15 protein-coding genes are annotated in these 15,991 nt (G+C 62.1%); 7 read left to right on the top strand and 8 right to left on the bottom strand.

Annotation, left to right across the window (positions count from 1 at the left end; genetic code table 11):
* On the bottom strand, nucleotides 1-215 hold a 215-nt coding region (locus GOX01_RS10890; protein WP_141259254.1), incomplete at its 3' end, for a SelT/SelW/SelH family protein.
* A 145-nt stretch (nucleotides 216-360) separates the two neighbouring features.
* Here GOX01_RS10890 and GOX01_RS10895 point away from each other — a divergent pair.
* A complete protein-coding gene (locus tag GOX01_RS10895) occupies nucleotides 361-1,170 on the top strand; it encodes an acid phosphatase (protein WP_011253148.1) in 810 nt (269 codons plus the stop codon).
* Nucleotides 1,171-1,194: 24 nt separating this feature from the next.
* Here GOX01_RS10895 and GOX01_RS10900 read toward each other — a convergent pair whose 3' ends face one another.
* From GOX01_RS10900 to GOX01_RS10910, 3 genes are all read right to left on the bottom strand, one after another.
* A complete protein-coding gene (locus GOX01_RS10900) occupies nucleotides 1,195-2,553 on the bottom strand; it encodes a chloride channel protein (protein ID WP_011253149.1) in 1,359 nt (452 codons plus the stop codon).
* 282 nt (nucleotides 2,554-2,835) lie between these two features.
* Nucleotides 2,836-3,729 (bottom strand): cation diffusion facilitator family transporter, encoded by an 894-nt coding sequence (locus GOX01_RS10905; RefSeq protein WP_011253150.1) that lies wholly within the window; start codon nucleotides 3,727-3,729, stop codon nucleotides 2,836-2,838.
* Nucleotides 3,730-3,738: 9 nt separating this feature from the next.
* Nucleotides 3,739-4,794: a cation diffusion facilitator family transporter gene (locus GOX01_RS10910; protein ID WP_011253151.1), complete on the bottom strand. Its 1,056-nt coding sequence runs from the start codon at nucleotides 4,792-4,794 to the stop codon at nucleotides 3,739-3,741.
* Between the two features lie 153 nt (nucleotides 4,795-4,947).
* On the opposite strand from GOX01_RS10910, the gene GOX01_RS10915 reads away from it, so the two are divergent.
* The 3 genes from GOX01_RS10915 (at nucleotide 4,948) to GOX01_RS10925 (ending at nucleotide 7,840) form a co-directional block, all read left to right on the top strand.
* Nucleotides 4,948-5,550: a DJ-1/PfpI family protein gene (locus GOX01_RS10915; RefSeq protein ID WP_011253152.1), complete on the top strand. Its 603-nt coding sequence runs from the start codon at nucleotides 4,948-4,950 to the stop codon at nucleotides 5,548-5,550.
* A 65-nt stretch (nucleotides 5,551-5,615) separates the two neighbouring features.
* On the top strand, nucleotides 5,616-6,233 hold the full coding sequence (locus tag GOX01_RS10920; RefSeq protein WP_011253153.1) for a TIGR00645 family protein: 618 nt from the start codon (nucleotides 5,616-5,618) through the stop codon (nucleotides 6,231-6,233).
* Nucleotides 6,233-7,840 (top strand): NAD(P)/FAD-dependent oxidoreductase, encoded by a 1,608-nt coding sequence (locus GOX01_RS10925; protein WP_024717189.1) that lies wholly within the window; start codon nucleotides 6,233-6,235, stop codon nucleotides 7,838-7,840. Before GOX01_RS10920 ends, GOX01_RS10925 begins: the two co-directional genes overlap by 1 nt.
* On the opposite strand, the gene GOX01_RS10930 is transcribed toward GOX01_RS10925, so the two are convergent.
* Nucleotides 7,837-9,120: an MFS transporter gene (locus tag GOX01_RS10930; RefSeq protein ID WP_011253155.1), complete on the bottom strand. Its 1,284-nt coding sequence runs from the start codon at nucleotides 9,118-9,120 to the stop codon at nucleotides 7,837-7,839. The genes GOX01_RS10925 and GOX01_RS10930 overlap by 4 nt on opposite strands.
* Nucleotides 9,121-9,412: 292 nt before the next feature.
* Here GOX01_RS10930 and GOX01_RS10935 point away from each other — a divergent pair, with 292 nt between their 5' ends.
* A complete protein-coding gene (locus GOX01_RS10935) occupies nucleotides 9,413-10,384 on the top strand; it encodes an EAL domain-containing protein (RefSeq protein ID WP_011253156.1) in 972 nt (323 codons plus the stop codon).
* A gap of 64 nt (nucleotides 10,385-10,448) precedes the next feature.
* Here GOX01_RS10935 and GOX01_RS10940 read toward each other — a convergent pair whose 3' ends face one another.
* Both GOX01_RS10940 and GOX01_RS10945 read right to left on the bottom strand, forming a co-directional pair.
* On the bottom strand, nucleotides 10,449-10,847 hold the full coding sequence (locus GOX01_RS10940) for a YidB family protein (RefSeq protein WP_011253157.1): 399 nt from the start codon (nucleotides 10,845-10,847) through the stop codon (nucleotides 10,449-10,451).
* Between the two features lie 164 nt (nucleotides 10,848-11,011).
* On the bottom strand, nucleotides 11,012-11,716 hold the full coding sequence (locus GOX01_RS10945; RefSeq protein WP_011253158.1) for a pirin family protein: 705 nt from the start codon (nucleotides 11,714-11,716) through the stop codon (nucleotides 11,012-11,014).
* A gap of 99 nt (nucleotides 11,717-11,815) precedes the next feature.
* Between GOX01_RS10945 and GOX01_RS10950 the strand changes: the two genes are divergently transcribed.
* Both GOX01_RS10950 and hemA read left to right on the top strand, forming a co-directional pair.
* Nucleotides 11,816-12,775 carry a LysR family transcriptional regulator gene (locus GOX01_RS10950; RefSeq protein ID WP_011253159.1) on the top strand — a complete coding sequence of 320 codons (960 nt, stop codon included), beginning with the start codon at nucleotides 11,816-11,818 and terminating at the stop codon, nucleotides 12,773-12,775.
* Nucleotides 12,772-13,989, top strand: coding sequence for a 5-aminolevulinate synthase (gene hemA / locus GOX01_RS10955; protein ID WP_011253160.1), 1,218 nt, complete (start codon nucleotides 12,772-12,774; stop codon nucleotides 13,987-13,989). Before GOX01_RS10950 ends, hemA begins: the two co-directional genes overlap by 4 nt.
* 120 nt (nucleotides 13,990-14,109) lie before the next feature.
* Here hemA and GOX01_RS10960 read toward each other — a convergent pair whose 3' ends face one another.
* The gene (locus GOX01_RS10960) at nucleotides 14,110-15,978 is read right to left on the bottom strand and encodes a Hint domain-containing protein (RefSeq protein WP_062268694.1); all 1,869 of its coding nucleotides are present in this window, start codon (nucleotides 15,976-15,978) and stop codon (nucleotides 14,110-14,112) included.
* Between the last annotated feature and the right edge of the window lie 13 nt (nucleotides 15,979-15,991).

The following is a 15,991-nucleotide window of genomic DNA, read 5'->3' on the forward strand; positions in this document are numbered from 1 at the left end:
TTGGGGCCGGGAAAGCCGCCATCGCGCTTGCGCTCCCAAATCAGTGTTTCGTTCACATGGATTTCGAATCGGCCGCCCGTATCGGGGATGAGCGCGACTTCACCCAGGGCCTGACCAAAGGTGGAAAGCAGTTCCTGCGCCATCCAGCCCGAGCGGAGCAGCCAGTTGCACTGCGTGCAGTAGCGGATGGAAACACGGGGTGAAGCAGGTGTCATGAAGATCCTGTGGGAGCTTTGGAATGTTTGTCCCAAGACAGTCTCATAAGAGTTTCACACGTAAAAGCCTTCGCGCCCGCAGCCGTGAACGTTAAGGATACGGACTGGTTCCTCATTCCGTTTTCCTGACGGGATTTTCCGGCTTATGCGTCCTGCCTTTCGTCTGTCCGCTGCACTGCTTCTGTGTGCGACTGTCCTTTCCGCCTGCGCACCTGCGGCGCATACGTCCGCTACCGCCCAAGGCGGCATCCTGCCGGACAGTGCGGCTCCGGACGAGCGTCTCGTTCTGGCTCCGCCGCCGGCGCCCGGAAGTGCCGCGCAGAGTGATGACGACCGGGTGTTTCATGTCACGCGCGCGCTGAAGGACACGCCGCGCTGGAAACTGGCGCAGAGCGATGCGGATCTGGATCCGGCGCATGTGGTCCGGGATTTCTCCTGTGCGGCGGGTTTCGAGATCGATCTGGCCAGGGCGCCGCATCTGGCCCGTGTTCTGGAGCGCATCCGCCATGCCGTCGGGCACCGGACTTCGGACGTGAAGAAATACTGGCACCGTACGCGGCCGTTCGTGGGTACGAACCTGCCGATCTGCACGTCTCCCGAAGGGCTGGGGCTGAACGCGTCCTATCCGTCGGGTCATACGACGGCGGGATACGGGATGGCGCTGCTCCTGGCGCATCTGATGCCGGAACATGCTTCGGCCATTCTCCAGCGCGGGCGTGTGTTCGGGGAAAGCCGGATCGTCTGCGGAGCGCACTGGAAGTCGGATGTCCAGGCGGGATACCTGAATGCGTCTTCGCTGATGGACGTGCTGCTGGCGCGGCCGGAGCTTCAGGACGATCTGGCGGCGGCGCGGCAGGAGCTGCTGGCCATGCAGGGAACGGCCCCGGTTCCTGATGCGGGGACGTGTGCCGTAGAGCACGACGCCGCGATCCATTCCCTGCTCAGCGAACCGTAAGTTCGTAATCAGTGCCCTGAGAGATCAGGGCACGGGTTTCCTGTCCGCTGGTGGCGGGTGATTGTGGTGAGCACCACGGTCATTGGCTTCCATGAAGCGGTCGGCCAGACTGCTATACAGTGAATGCGGGCAGATCATCTTCGAGACGCCGAAGGCCAGGAAGGACGTGGCCAGAAGCGCCAGCGTGACCTGCTGGTTGTCGCACATTTCCATGACGATGATCGTCGCTGTCAACGGTGACTGCGACATGCCGCAGAAATACGCCACAGTGCCGAGAAGTACGACCGCGCCGGGGGTGGTGTGGGGCAGAAACTGCTCCACCCAGCCGCCGATCCCCGCCCCGATGGCGAGTGAGGGCGCGAACATGCCGCCCGGAATGCCGGAGCAGTACGAGACGATCATCGCTAGATATTTGAGGATGAAGAACGAAGCCGGGTAGTGCTCGGTCCCGTTGAAAATGGCGCGCGCCTGATCATAGCCCGTGCCATAAGTCGCGCCCTTGGAGACAAGGCCGATCAGGGCCAGCACGAAGCCGCAGGCTGCGGCAAAGGCGATCGGGCGCTTGGCGGCGAACTGCCCTACCCGTCCGGGAATGCCGCGTGAGGCCTTGATGAGAATGGCCGAGAAGCTGCCTCCTGCGAGGCCACCGAGAATGCCGCAGGTCAGTACCGCGATCCATGCCGTGCCGACCGGCACGTCCACATCCGCATGGCCGAAATAGGTATAATTGCCGATCAGCGCGATGGCGGTGACACCGGACAGGACCACGACAGTCAGGGTACGCCCCGAGGCCTTCTGCTCGAAGGAATGGGACAGTTCTTCGATGGCGAACATGATGCCTGCGAGCGGCGTGTTGAAGGCGGCGGCCATGCCGGCCGCACCACCGGCCAGGATCATGCTGCGCCGCGCGGTGATGTTTGATTGTCCCAGCAGGCGGGAGAAGGCGTGCATGATGGACGCGCCGACCTGAACGCTGGGGCCTTCACGGCCGATGGAGGCGCCGCAGATCAGCCCGAAAGACGTCAGCAGGATCTTGCCGAGGGACGTCTTGAGGGACAGCACGCGGTCCACGACGGCAACGTTTTCGATGTGCAGTGTCGCGATCGTCTGCGGGATGCCGGAGCCCTGCGCGCCCTTGAAGATGGTGCGTGTGGCCCAGGTGATGAGGGCGAGGCCTGCAGGAGCGACAACCAGCATGGCGGTGGGGTGCCAGCCTACGATCTGATGGCGCACACCCGCCGCCCAGTCACCCAGCCGGGCGAACAGGACCGCCACGATGCCGACCAGAACCGCACCCACCCAGTAGACCGCCGTGCGGCGCCACTGGTGCGTCGTAACCTTCGCCGAGCGTCGCAGATGCAGGATGCGGTCCTTGCGGCGCATGGCATGCTGCGAGGAGCGACCCTCCGGGATGGGAGGCTCGGGCGGGACGGCGGCGACGGGTGAAGGAGGCGGTGTATCAGCCAATATTCGGACGTCCGGCAGGGAGGGGCGGGGTGTGGAAGAGACGCCCGGTTCAGGCCCGTGCGCTGATGTTCTGCACGTGCCATTAACGCGGGAAAGGGGTCAAGAGTTCTTGCCCGATGGGGTGCAGGGGGCTTAATCCGTCGAGAACTGTGTCATAAACCGCACAGTCTGATGCGGATTCTCCGTAGTCGCGGTGGGTCAGGTCAGGACAAGCGCGCCGGAATGCTTGGCCTTGTCTTCGGGCTCGACATGGATGTGGATGGAGGCGCGGCCGAGCTCGGAACGGATGGCGGCCTCGATCTGGTCGCAGATCTCGTGGGCGTCGTGGACCGTGAGCGTGCTCGGAACCACGAGATGGAACTCCACGAAAGACAGGGCGCCGACCTTGCGGATGCGCAGATCATGGGCTTCGAGCGCACCCGTAGCGCTCTCGGAAATCACGGCCTTGACCGCGTCCATCTGCTCGGGCGAGGGCGCTTCGTCCATCAAGCCGGACAGGGAGTGCTTCATCATGGAGAAGCCCGCGCGCATCACGTTCAGCGCCACCAGTGCGGACAGCACGGCATCAAGACGGTCCCATTTGAGCAGCGGAATCAGTGAGACACCGATCACCAGCGCGATCGTCGCCCAGACATCCGACACGACATGCTCGCCCGCAGCCTGAAGGGCCTGTGAGGACTGTTTGCGACCGACGGTGATGAGGGTGCGGCCCCAAGCGAGATTGACCAGACCGGCCAGCGCATTGAGCGCCACACCGGAGAATGGCGCGTTGACCGGCTCGGGGTGGCGCCAGTCATGAATGGCGATCACCAGAATGCCGATGGCCGTGAGGACAACCAGCACGCCTTCGATAACGGCGGAAAGATATTCCGCCTTGCCGTGCCCGTAGGGGTGGTTGTCGTCGGCGGGCAGGGCCGCGACGGACATGGCCCAGAGCGTGCCGACGGCTGCGACGACATTCAGGATGGTCTCGATCGCGTCCGAAAGCAGCGCTTCGGAGCCCGAGACCACATAGGCCGCGTATTTGATGGCCAGCACCACCACACTCAGCACGATGGAGGCGCGGGCGACCTTGATGCGGGTGGATGTCATGACAGGTCTTCAGCAGCAGGGCTGGTGCGTGTCGCAGACTGAGGGCTGGGTTTCAAGCTGGAAAGTGGGATGGGCAATGTCAAAACGCGTCCGGACAAGCTCTGCGGCGCGGGCGATGACGAGATCCGTGCTGACAGGTTTTGTAGGATCGCAGACGAGATGGACGGTCAGGGCGGTCTCGGTCGTGCTCATGGCCCAGATGTGCAGGTGATGCAGTCCGGAGACGCCATCAAGCGACAGGAGGGCGGCCTGCACGGCGTCAGGATCGATCCCAGCCGGGACGGCATCAAGCGCCAGGTTCAGCGAACTCCGCAGCAGCGACCATGTCCCGATCACGATGGAAACCGACACGATCAGGCTCATGATCGGATCAATGATCGTATAGCCCGTGAACGCGATCAGCAGCCCGGCAATGACGACCGAGAAGGCCATGACCGCATCGGCCGCCATGTGCAGGAACGCGCCGCGCACGTTGAGATCGCTCGACGCGCCCTTCATGAAGAGCAGGGCTGTCACGGCATTGACGGCAATCCCGACCAGCGCGACCCAACTGATGACTTCACCCTGGACGTTCTGGTGCGAGAAGAGGCGCAGGACGGATTCCCAGACGATGCCACCGGTGACGAGCAGCAGGATCGTGGCGTTCGCAAGCGCCGAGAGGATCGTCGAGCGTCGCAGGCCGTAGGTGAAACGCGCGCTGGACGGGCGTGTGGCGAGAACCTGCGCCAGCCAGGCCCCGGCGAGACCGAGCACGTCGGATAGGTTGTGGCCCGCATCGGCCAGAAGGGACAGCGAATGCGCCCAGACGCCCCACAGGACCTCCCCCGCGACATAGGCCGTGTTCAGGGTGATGCCGACTGCAAACGCCATGCCGAAACTGGCGGGAGCATGGACGTGCTGGTGGCCGAATCCGAAACCGTGACTGTGCCCGTCGCAATGGTCGTGATCATGGTGATGGTCATCATGATCGTGGTCCGCATGGTCATGCGCGTGATGCTCATGCGGAAGGGTGGTGCCATGATGATCGTGATCGCAGGCGCAGTCGTGATGGGGATCCGGGGTCATGGAGGCCAGTGCTGTGAGAAGTAAAAGCCGACCTTACTGCATGTGAGGCGGCCGTCCCATATCTATTGCCGAACCGTGCGTGGCATGGTGTCGTGACTGATATGAACGGCACTGATATGAACGGCAGCGCTCCTGATGCGTCAGGATGCGCATATGAAGAAGGAGAAAGAGACGATGGCTGAAAAGCGTATTCTCATGATCGCAGGTGATTTCGTCGAGGATTACGAAATCATGGTGCCGTTCCAGATGCTGCTTCTGGTCGGGCACAAGGTTGATGTCGTCTCGCCGGGCAAGAAAGCCGGGGAGCAGGTCGTAACGGCCATTCATGATTTTGAGGGGCACCAGACCTACACCGAAAAGCGTGGCCATAACTTCACGCTGAATGCGACCTATGCGGGCGTGACGGCCGACGCCTATGACGCGCTGGTCATTCCGGGTGGTCGCGCGCCGGAACAGCTCAGCACCGATGAAAGCGTGCTGGATCTGGTCCGCGCCTTCGTCGAGAGCGGCAAGCCGGTCGCGGCTGTCTGTCATGGTCCGCAGCTTCTGGCGGCGGCAGGTGTCATCAAGGGGAAGAAGATCTCGGCCTATCCGGCCTGCCGGGCGGAAGTGCTCCTCGCCGGTGCCGAATACCAGTCCGTCCCGATGGATGGCGCGGTGACGGACGGCCAGTTCGTGACGGGACCGGCCTGGCCCGCGCATCCCGCCTGGATCGGGCAGTTCCTCAAGGTTCTGGGCACGCAGATCACGCCGTAAGGGATTTGCGCCGGATCGCTCACAACATTGTGGCGAAACGCGGCCTGAAATCGTAGAGAGGGAGCATGACGACTTCCTCTCCTTCTCCCGATCAGCAGCCCAGACAACGCACCGGCAGTTTCGGCCGTGCGGAAGGCCTCATGGAGCGCGCGTTTTTCGCGACACGCTGGATTGCAGCACCGCTCTATTTCGGCCTGACGGTCGGGCTGCTTCTGGTGGCCTTCAAGTTCTTCCAGCAGCTGATCGGGCTGGTGCTGAAAGCCTCAGGGCTGGATTTCGACGACGTGTTCGTCGGTGTGTTGGACCTGATCGATCTCGTTCTGCTGGCCAATCTGCTGCTGATCGTCATGTTTTCGGGTTACGAAAACTTCGTCTCCCGCCTCGATATCCGCACGCACGAGGATTATCCGAGCTGGATCGGGCATGTCACGTTCGGGGACATCAAGATCAAGCTTATGGCCTCGATCGTGGCCATGTCCGCAATCCATGTGCTGGCGGATTTCATCCGCGTGGATGAGACCTCGACGCGCGCTCTGGAATGGAGCGTAGGCATTCATCTGGCTTTCGTGGTCTCTGGCGTGCTGATGGCCATCATGGACCGGATCATGGAAGGCTCGCCTGACACGCATCATGCTGATCCTGCGCCGGCTGTCTCGAAAACGGCAGGGAATGGGCACCACTGATGATCCGCATTACCGAACTGCGCCTGCCGCTGGATCATCCGGAGGAGGCGCTGCGTGAGGCTGTCCTCGCGCGTCTGAACATTGCGTCCGAGGACCTCAAGTCCCTGCATGTGGCGCGTCGTGGATACGATGCCCGCAAGCGCGGCCATATCGTGTTGGTCTATAACGTAGACTGCGACGTTGCCGACGAAGCTGCCGTGCTGGCCGCGCATGAGGGCGATCAGCATGTGCGGCCGACGCCGGACACGACCTATCATCCGCCGGAAGCAACGCTGCCTGAAGGCATGCCGCGACCCGTCGTGATCGGCGCGGGGCCTTGCGGGATCATGGCGGCGCTCACACTGGCGCAGGCCGGTCTGAAACCCATCATCATCGAGCGCGGCAAGGATGTGAAGGCGCGGACGGTCGATACATTCGCCCTGTGGCGCAAATCCGTCCTGACGCCTGAAAGCAACGTGCAGTTCGGCGAAGGTGGGGCCGGGACGTTCTCGGATGGCAAGCTCTATTCCGGCGTTTCGGATCCGCGGCATCTGGGGCGGCATGTTCTGGAAGAATTCGTGCGTGCAGGGGCTCCGGAAGAAATCCTGACCATTTCCAAGCCGCATATCGGCACGTTCCGTCTGGTCACGATGGTCATGTTCATCCGCGCCGAGATCGAGCGTCTGGGCGGCGAATACCGCTTCGAGACCCGCGTCGAAGGGTTCGACATGGAAGGCGAGGGCACGGAGCGTCGTCTGCGCGGCCTGCGTCTGTCCAATGGCGAAACGCAGCCGGCGGAACGGGTCATTCTGGCTGTCGGACATTCGGCGCGCGATACGTTCGAGATGCTGCGTGACGCTCAGGTGGAGATGGACGCCAAGCCGTTTTCTATCGGTGTCCGGATCGAGCATCCGCAGTCAGTGATCGACGTGGCCCGTTTCGGGGCCAGCGCCGGGCATGAAATGCTGGGGGCGGCGGATTACAAGCTCGTCCATCATGCGTCGAATGGCCGTGCGGTCTATTCGTTCTGCATGTGCCCCGGCGGACAGGTCGTGGCGGCGACGTCCGAGGAAGGGCAGGTCGTCACCAACGGCATGAGCCAGTATTCGCGGGCCGAGCGTAATGCCAATAGCGGCATCGTCGTCGAGGTGAAGCCGGAGCTGGATTTTCCGGACGATGTTCTGGGCGGCGTGGCGTTTCAGCGGAAATGGGAAAAAGCGGCGTTCGTCGCGGGCGGCAGCAACTACAACGCGCCGGCCCAGAGGGTCGGGGATTTTCTGGCAGGTCGTCCGTCCATATCCCTTGGGGCTGTTGTGCCGTCATACCAACCGGGTGTGACGCCGACGGATCTGACGCAGTGTCTGCCGGCTTTCGTGACGGATGCCATCCGCGAGGCCTTGCCGCAGTTCGAGCGCAAGCTGCGCGGATTTTCGATGGAAGATGCAGTCATGACCGGCGTGGAAACGCGGACGTCCTCTCCCATCCGCCTGCGTCGTGACCGTGAAGGCCAGAGCCCGACACTGCGCGGTCTGTTTCCGGCCGGTGAGGGGGCAGGATATGCCGGTGGCATCCTCTCCGCCGGGATTGATGGCATCCGGGCGGCGGAGTGGCTGGCGGCCTCTCTTTAAGAGGCCGTTTCGTCGCCTTCCATGTGTTCGCCCGGAAGTTCTTTCGGGCGGATGAGGGCGATGGCGCCGGTTACGAGGCTGGTGCCCAGTACGAAGATCTCCGCTGACAGCGGCAGGGTAAGGGCTGTCGGGCCGAACATGGGCACGAATTTTTGTGCCATGCCCTGGCCGATGGAGCCGAGCGCATAGCCCAGTCCCATGCCGAAACTGCGTGTGTCGGACGGAAAGCGCTGCGCCAGATAATGCGGGACAAGCGCGAAGATGCCCGAAGCTGCCGCGCCCATGACGAAGGCGGCAGCCAGCAGCATGGTCCAGCCCGGTGCGCTCAGGAACGGCCAGATCGCCAGCATCACCACGACCAGCGCACTGAGCATGACGCGAAGCTCGCCGAACCGCTCGGCCAGCCAGCCGCAGAAGACCTTTCCACTGAATGATCCGATGCAGTAAAGCGTGACCGGCCAGAAGACGGCCTGCTGGGTCAGGTGATGGCTGCCGCGCAGGATCGTCGGATAATAGGTGTAGATCGCGGCTTTCTGGAATTCGAGAAAGCTCATGAACGCGATGGCCTGAAAGGCTGCGCCCGTCAGACGGAATTTCGGACGTAGCTGGGGCGGCGCGTGCTCCTTTCGTCCCTGTGCCAGGCGTGCTTCGCGGTTGCGAAGCCACACCGGACTCTCTGGCACGCCGATCCGGATGAACAGCGCCAGCGCGGCGGGGGCCAGACCGATGAAGAACAGAACGCGCCAGCCGTAATGCGGCAGGACCAGAGCCTGCACGCCGGCCGCGACGAAATAGCCGACTTCATAGCCGGACATCATGAGGGCGGACGCCATGGGGCGGGTCCAGGCGGGAACGCTTTCCATCAGAAGCGCGGCCGAAGCAGTCCATTCGCCGCCAAAGCCGATTCCGAACATGAACTGCACGGCCATGAGCACATAAAAGTGATGGGAGAGGCCTGTCAGGGCGGAAAAGACCGCAAACCAGATCACGCCGAGCATGAAGGCCGGCTTGCGCCCATAGCGGTCGGCCAGCCAGCCCCAGCCGGTATTCCCGACAGCCCGGCCGATGGACTGCCCCATCAGAACGGCCCCCAGATCGGCGATCGTGCACCCGAAATCATGGGCAATGTCCGGCAGCGTGAACATGAGCGTCGTCTGGTCGAAAGCATCCAGAAACCAGCCCAGAAAAGACGCAAAAGTGACCTGCCAGTAGGGCAGGAGGGCACTCAGGGAGCCTTGGGAAGAAGATGTTACGGCGGAACGGGTGGTGGCATCCGTCATGCAGAATGGGTCCTGTTCCGGCATCGGAGAGAAGCCGTGCCGAAGGGGTGTCACAGGCCCGGAAGAACGTCCGGGCGGGAAACCGTAACAGCTTTGTCCGGATTGATCGAACGAAGAGTTCAGGCCGCCAGGGAATGGATAGGCCGGGCGGGTATGAGCGCTCGAGGTGTGTCAGGATCGCGCCATAAAAACCCATCCCATTAAGGAAAAATTAGGCTCTTGAGCGGCATTGTCCCCGACATGAAGAACGGAGGTGTCCGCATTGGATGATCTAGGACAGGGAGCGACTTCGGTGCCGGCAGCCCCTCAGGACCTGCATGCCGGCCGGACAGTCATGGCAGAGGGACTGTCCGACCTGCCGAAAGGCAAGACCGGCCACGCCTTACCAATGACTGCGTCCAGCGCAGGGATGTTTGCAACGACGTTAAGGAGCCGGAGAGCACGCCAGAAAAGTGCGCTGCCCCCTCTGCGATGGCTGCCGCGTTTCGTGGTGGGACGCAGTGGAGCAGACAAGGTGATCGGGGCGCAGGTGGACATGAGCCAGCTCTGGCTTTCGGTTCCGCGCCGGACCCTGCGCAAGAGCCGGCGCAAGAGTCTGGGCCAGCAGCAGCGGGAATTTGACTCGGATCTGCTGGGGAATGCCTGTGCACAGGCTGCGACATGGCCAGAAGGCATGCGGCTGATGGTCTCGCTGGAAGACGATCAGGCACCGGATGGAGATTTCAACAACCGCCTGAATACCGTTCTTCAGGACAGCGGTTTTCCGGTCAGCCGGCTTGATCTTGTGTTTCAGGAAAGCGGTCTGGCGCAGGACGACAAGGAAACCTGTTACACGCTGTCAGCGCTGCGCGATCAGGGATGCCAGATTTTTCTGGGTGGCTTTGGCAGCGCGCCTTCCAGTCTGAGTCTTCTGCGGGAACGCGCGATGGGAGGATTGCTGGACGGGGTCCAGTTCGATGCGTCCATGCTCGCACCTTCCGGCATGACCTGGCGTCAGTCCGGCGATGCTCCGCTGCTGGATGAATCCGCCACGGTCTTTTACCGCGCCGCTCTGGAGACCGTGAAGGCACTGGGTCTGAAGGTCCGCAGTATCGGCGTGGATCTTCCGGATCTTCTGGCTTTCGTACAGAAAGTCGGATGTGTCGAAGCATCCGGAACAGTGCTGGCTGCACCGGAAACGACGGCACAAATCAGCGAGCGGTTCGAGGAAACCGCGGGACGTCCGCGCCGTCGTCGCATGGCAAGAACTGCGGAAGGTCTCTGAGGAGACCTTCCGCCGTATTGGCCGGAAAGGAACAGGACCGCCTGTCAGAACGGGAGAGGATCGTTCAGTTGATCCTGCACTGGTAACTGAAGAGGCGTTCCGGATTTTCCCGAAGCATGGTGGCCAGCATCGGCAGCACTTCGGTGAGTGCCGTCTCAACGGCTTCAGGCGACTGGCCGGTCTGGTCACAGATATAGTTCAGCCGCTTTTCTCCCATGAGGTCCTCGACCTGTTCGGGGGACAGGGGCGTTGAGGGAGGAAGCCGGATTTCGCTGATGGTGGTGGCGAACTGGCAGTCCTCCTTCATCATCGTGATGGTGACTTCCGTCAAACCGGAACGATCCGTGCTTGCGCCACTCAGCCAGTCACCGAAACGGGTGAACACGGATGTTGCGGCCTGGGCTTCGGTCTGGCCTTTGCCGGATACCGGAGACTTGGTTGTGAATGTGTTCTGAACGGTCATTGTCAGGCTCCTTCATCTCAGGAGAAAACGGGCCTTTGCCGGGCTGGTGGCCCTGCGATCACAACGCCCTTCAGGACTGAAGGCTGCGCGGCCCGGACAACACCTTTCTGTGTGATCTGTCATAGAATTTCCGGGTGTTGTCACAATCCGCCGTCTGGCCCGCTTCAGCGGAGCGCGGCACTTTCCACGAGAACGATTTCCGCATCTTCCAGCGCAGTGATCGTGAAGCGCTCCACGTCATGAATTGCTGCGCCATCCCGGTGTCCGACGGTCCGGCCATCGATTTCCACGCTGCCGGTGGCGGGGACGAAATAGGAAAGCATGCTGCGATCCGTCTCGTAGGTCAGCGTTTCTCCAGCTTTCAGCGTCGCTCCGAGAACCCGGCCGCGGGTGCGGATCGGCAGTGCCTTGTCTTCCGGAAAGCCGGATGCGAGGGGAACGAACCGCCCGTTGCGCTCATGCCGGGGAAAAGGACGTGTGCCCCAGGACGGCGTACCGCCCGTTTCATCCGGGATCAGCCAGATCTGGAACAGTGTCGTGGCTTCGTCATCCCGGTTGAATTCGGAATGGATGATGCCGCTTCCCGCTGACATGACCTGCACATCGCCTGCTTCGGTGCGTCCGCGATTGCCGAGGCTGTCCTCATGCGTGATGGCGCCCGTGCGGACATAGGTGATGATTTCCATGTCGCGATGGGGATGCGCGCCAAAACCGTTATGGGGCGAGATGCGGTCGTCGTTCCAGACGCGCAGGCGTCCCCAGTGCATGCGGTTACGGTCGTGATAGTCCGAGAAGGAAAAATGATAGTGGGCGTCGAGCCAGCCATGGTTGGCATGACCGAGGGTCTTGAAAGGTCTGATGTCCAGCATGGGATCATGCTCCTGAATTGATGTCCTGTCGTAGATAATGGGGTATGGACATGGTGAAGAAAACGGAAAGGATGGAAATGTGAAGTTTCCGAAAACGGCATGACCGGTCTGCCCGACTTCGAAGGCTGGGCCGTTTTCGCGCGGGTTGCGGAAAGCGGATCCTTTGCTGCTGCCGCGCGCTCCCTGGGGCTCTCGGCCCCCACGGTGTCCAAGATCATGGGGCGGCTGGAACATCGTCTGGGAGCGACGCTGTTCCAGCGCAGTGCGCGCCATCTTTCCCTGACGGCCGAGGGCGCGGAATGTCTGGATCGGGCGCGCCGCATCCTGTCGGAAGGAGAGGGGCTGGAAACCGAACTTCGTGAAGGAACAGCGACGCCACGCGGCATGATCCGGCTGGCAGCGCCCATGACGTTTGGCCGCGAGGTGCTCGGCCCGGCATTGCCCGGATTTCTGGAACAGTATCCGGACATCACGCTGGAGATGGATCTGGATGACGGGGTCGTGGATCTGCTCGGCGGCAGGTTTGAAGCGGCAGTCCGGATCACGTCCGGCCTGCTGCGCCCGGCGGTGTCAGGACAGGCCTTCCTGCTGTGCCGGTCCGTGACGCGGTTTGTCTGTTCGGAGCAGTTTCGTGCGCGGCTGGGTGAGGTGGAAAATCCCGAGGATCTGACAGGGCAGCCGGGGCTTCTTTACACCAATGCGGCCGTTCCGGATTTCCTGCGCCTCAGACACACCGATGGTCGTCAGGCCTCTGTCCGGCTGAAGGGGCGGGTGAGTGCCAATAGCGGAGACATGCTCCTGCCGGCCATCCGGGCCGGACTGGGGATCGCGCTTCTGCCCGATTTCATGCTGCGGCCGGATCTGGAAAGCGGCCGGATTGTGGAAGTACTACCCGGCTGGACAGGAGCCGAACTGTCCGTCTGGTTCATCGTCACGGGCTGCGGAGCCACACGGACGCAGATGTCGGCAAGACTGCGGGTTCTGCTGGCTTATCTGGAGAGAGTGCTTGGCGAGATCGTGTCACAGGATTACAGTGCCGGGCAGGAGAAAACGCGATGAACTATGATGCGATGTTTCAGTCCGCCCTTGACGGTCTGCATGCGGATGGCAGCTACCGTTACTTTGCGGATCTGGAGCGCCGGGCCGGAAATTTCCCCAAGGCATTCCATCATGGCCTGGGCCGTGATGTCACGGTCTGGTGCTCCAACGACTATCTCGGGATGGGGCAGCACCCCGAAGTCCTGACGGCCATGCACAAGGCGCTGGACGAAACGGGCGCCGGAGCCGGCGGAACCCGCAATATTTCGGGCACCAACCACTATCATGTGGAGCTGGAAAAAGAGCTCGCCTCCCTGCACGGCAAGGAAAGCGCCCTGCTTTTCAACTCCGGTTACCTGTCGAACTGGGTGACGCTCGGGACCATCGCGGGACGTCTGCGCAACTGCGTTGTGCTCTCCGACGAGCTCAATCATGCATCCATGATCGAGGGCATCCGTCACTCCCGCGCCGAGAAGCAGATCTTCCGTCACAATGACGTTGAGGATCTGGAACGGCGTCTGAAGGAACTTCCGGCGGATGTTCCGAAGATCATCGCTTTCGAGTCGGTCTATTCGATGGATGGCGATATCGCCCCGATCGAAGCCTTCTGTGATCTGGCCGACAAATACGGCGCCATGACCTACCTTGATGAGGTTCATGCCGTCGGCATGTATGGTGATCACGGCGCAGGCGTGGCGGAGAAGCTTGGTCTGTCCCATCGCCTGACGGTCATCGAGGGAACGCTGGGCAAAGGCTATGGCGTTGTGGGCGGCTATATCGCTGCATCCGCCGCGCTTTGCGACTTCGTCCGTTCCTTCGGGTCCGGGTTCATCTTCTCCACGGCTCTTCCGCCGATGATTGCGGCTGGCGCTCTCGCCAGTGTGCGTTACCTGCGCAGCAGCAGTGCGGAGCGTGAAGGCCAGCAGCGTGCGGTCGCTTATCTGCGTCAGGCGCTGGACAAGGCCGGCATTCCGCATGTCATGAACCCGAGCCATATCGTGCCGGTCATGGTGGGTGAGGCCGAACTGTGCCGCAGCTTGTCAGACGAACTGCTGAACCGCTTTGGCAACTACATCCAGCCGATCAACTTCCCGACCGTCCCGCGTGGCACCGAGCGTCTGCGCATCACGCCGACGCCGCTGCATACGAACGAGATGATCGACGAACTGGTCGAGGCTCTGGCAACGCTGTGGCAGGAGCGTCAGCTCAAGACGTCCAAGTCCGCCGCAGCCTGAAACGGAACGGGGGGCGTTCGCAGGCGAACGTCCCTCCGTTCATTTCCGGAAGTGTCATGAAAAAAGGCAGACCCTTTTCAGGGCCTGCCTTTTTTGTTTCAGGTCATCCGAAGACGCGGATCAGGCTGCGGCTTGTGCCTCGGTCTGGGCGCCGTGGGAGAGGATCTGCAGGCTGAGGATGCCACCGGACATCTTCAGCGTCTGGCCAAGGTCCAGACGGGCATTGCCACCGGTCCAGCGCGCATGGCTGGTTTCGATGCCCCACCATCCATCGGCATAGGGATCCGAAAGATGGGTGGAGATACGGTGCGTGCGCTCGCCGCTCCAGATCGTGACTTCGCCCACGAGAACGCCGAGTATGCGGCGATCGTCAACGAAGAGTCCGATCCGGTCACCCGGGCGGGCGGCCTGACTGATGATGCGGACGCTCTGGCAGCCTTCGGGAAGCATGAAGACAAACTGCTCACCGTTGGCGCGGATCGGGTACAGGGCCGTGCCGTCTGCCAGGACGAGATGGGTCTCGCTCGTGACATCTGCCGACGGGCCCGGCTGCGGAGCGGTGTAACCCAGCGCCTCGGCGCGCAGCGCAATCGCGGCGAACAGGGGCTCGACATGCTCACGATCCGTGACCAGCGGCAGGGCGGCGTCCTTTTCCCAGTTCAGGGGGCGCAGACGGGTCACCTGGCTGCCCTGCATGAGGGTGTCCGGACGGTGGTCTGCATCCAGGAAGCTTTCCGACAGCGCACCATTCGCCACCAGAACCGAATGCTGTTCGGTTTCGATATGGTAGTAGTCGTAGTCCGTGATGGAGTGGTCGTAGGCAATGCTCATGCCGTTGACCAGCATCCGGACCGGAACGAAGCTGCCTTCGAGCATCATGCAATGCTCGGGCGTAACCAGCAGATCGCGGCTGGGGATACCGTCGGCCAGGGCTCCGGCGCGCACGCGCACGGGAACGGCGTCCACATCGGCATGTCCCGTCGTTCCGGTCGTCGCATGGGCGTGCCCGACGCGCAGGATCGTCTGCGTGCTGGTCGTGCCATTGGCATAGACCATGACCTTATCGCCAGCCTCGAGGGTCTCGATGGCGCGTTCGCCTTCCGGCGTCAGGATCATGGTTCCGGCCAGGTAGCAGATCTGCCCGTTATAGCCGGTTGCGCCGCCAACGACGCTCCAGGTTCCATCGGCATTGTGCACGATCGTCGGGGTGCCCGGGCCGGAATTCGGACCGAAGGAGACATCCGTCAGCGTGATGCCGTTACCGTACTGATCAAAGGCAACCGTCAGCGTGTAGGTTCCGTTGCCATTGTCCGTGAACTTGGCGCTTATCGGAGCCGTATTGCCGCTGCCGATGGTGATGACGGAAGCCGCGTCGTAACCCGTGATCGGCGTGGTGATCTTCTGGTTGTAATCGGGAAAGACGAGCTGGCTGGACGTGCCATCCACTGCGTCACGCCCAAAGACGATCTTGCCGCCGGCGCTCGCATTGTTGACGTAAAGCGTCGCACCGTTCTGAAGAACCGTGGTGAGCGACGATCCCATCTGGAACTGGGCGTTCGCGCTGCCGATCGTCGTTCCGTCGAGGATCAGGGTGCCTGTGCCGCCGATGCTGTTGCTGTTGATCGAGACAGCCGGATTGCCGCTGATCTGCAGGGTGCCGTTTACCGTCGGACTGCTGCCCAGACTCACCGCATTGGACGTATTGATGTCCAGCGTACCGCCTTCAGCGACCGTGAGGCTGTTGACGTTGAAGACTGTGGCGCTGGTATCGGAAGAGGTCGCCGTGACATCAAGCGTCGCGTTGGCGGCAACAGTGACTTTCTGCAGCGTTGTCGCACTTGCTGTCGCAAAAGCGATGGTAACAGCGCTGCCATCAGGATTTCCTGCCAGGACGTCGATCCAGGCCTTGTCCTGCGGGACGTTGCTATCGTTCCAGTTTGCTGCAGCGAACCAGTTTCCGGTTGCGCCACCCTTCCAGTAGTTTGTCATTTCTTAGGTGTTT

This window comes from Gluconobacter oxydans (assembly GCF_006539685.1).
Taxonomy (GTDB): Bacteria; Pseudomonadota; Alphaproteobacteria; order Acetobacterales; family Acetobacteraceae; genus Gluconobacter; species Gluconobacter oxydans.

Bases quoted from the DNA above. Each gene is read 5' to 3' on its own strand.
- GOX01_RS10895 (WP_011253148.1), top strand. From the start codon at position 361: ATGCGTCCTGCCTTTCGTCTGTCCGCTGCACTGCTTCTGTGTGCGACT.
- GOX01_RS10900 (WP_011253149.1), bottom strand. From the start codon at position 2,553: ATGCGCCGCAAGGACCGCATCCTGCATCTGCGACGCTCGGCGAAGGTT.
- GOX01_RS10905 (WP_011253150.1), bottom strand. From the start codon at position 3,729: ATGACATCCACCCGCATCAAGGTCGCCCGCGCCTCCATCGTGCTGAGT.
- GOX01_RS10910 (WP_011253151.1), bottom strand. From the start codon at position 4,794: ATGACCCCGGATCCCCATCACGACTGCGCCTGCGATCACGATCATCAT.
- GOX01_RS10915 (WP_011253152.1), top strand. From the start codon at position 4,948: ATGAAGAAGGAGAAAGAGACGATGGCTGAAAAGCGTATTCTCATGATC.
- GOX01_RS10920 (WP_011253153.1), top strand. From the start codon at position 5,616: ATGACGACTTCCTCTCCTTCTCCCGATCAGCAGCCCAGACAACGCACC.
- GOX01_RS10925 (WP_024717189.1), top strand. From the start codon at position 6,233: ATGATCCGCATTACCGAACTGCGCCTGCCGCTGGATCATCCGGAGGAG.
- GOX01_RS10930 (WP_011253155.1), bottom strand. From the start codon at position 9,120: ATGACGGATGCCACCACCCGTTCCGCCGTAACATCTTCTTCCCAAGGC.
- GOX01_RS10940 (WP_011253157.1), bottom strand. From the start codon at position 10,847: ATGACCGTTCAGAACACATTCACAACCAAGTCTCCGGTATCCGGCAAA.
- GOX01_RS10945 (WP_011253158.1), bottom strand. From the start codon at position 11,716: ATGCTGGACATCAGACCTTTCAAGACCCTCGGTCATGCCAACCATGGC.
- GOX01_RS10950 (WP_011253159.1), top strand. From the start codon at position 11,816: ATGACCGGTCTGCCCGACTTCGAAGGCTGGGCCGTTTTCGCGCGGGTT.
- hemA (WP_011253160.1), top strand. From the start codon at position 12,772: ATGAACTATGATGCGATGTTTCAGTCCGCCCTTGACGGTCTGCATGCG.
- GOX01_RS10960 (WP_062268694.1), bottom strand. From the start codon at position 15,978: ATGACAAACTACTGGAAGGGTGGCGCAACCGGAAACTGGTTCGCTGCA.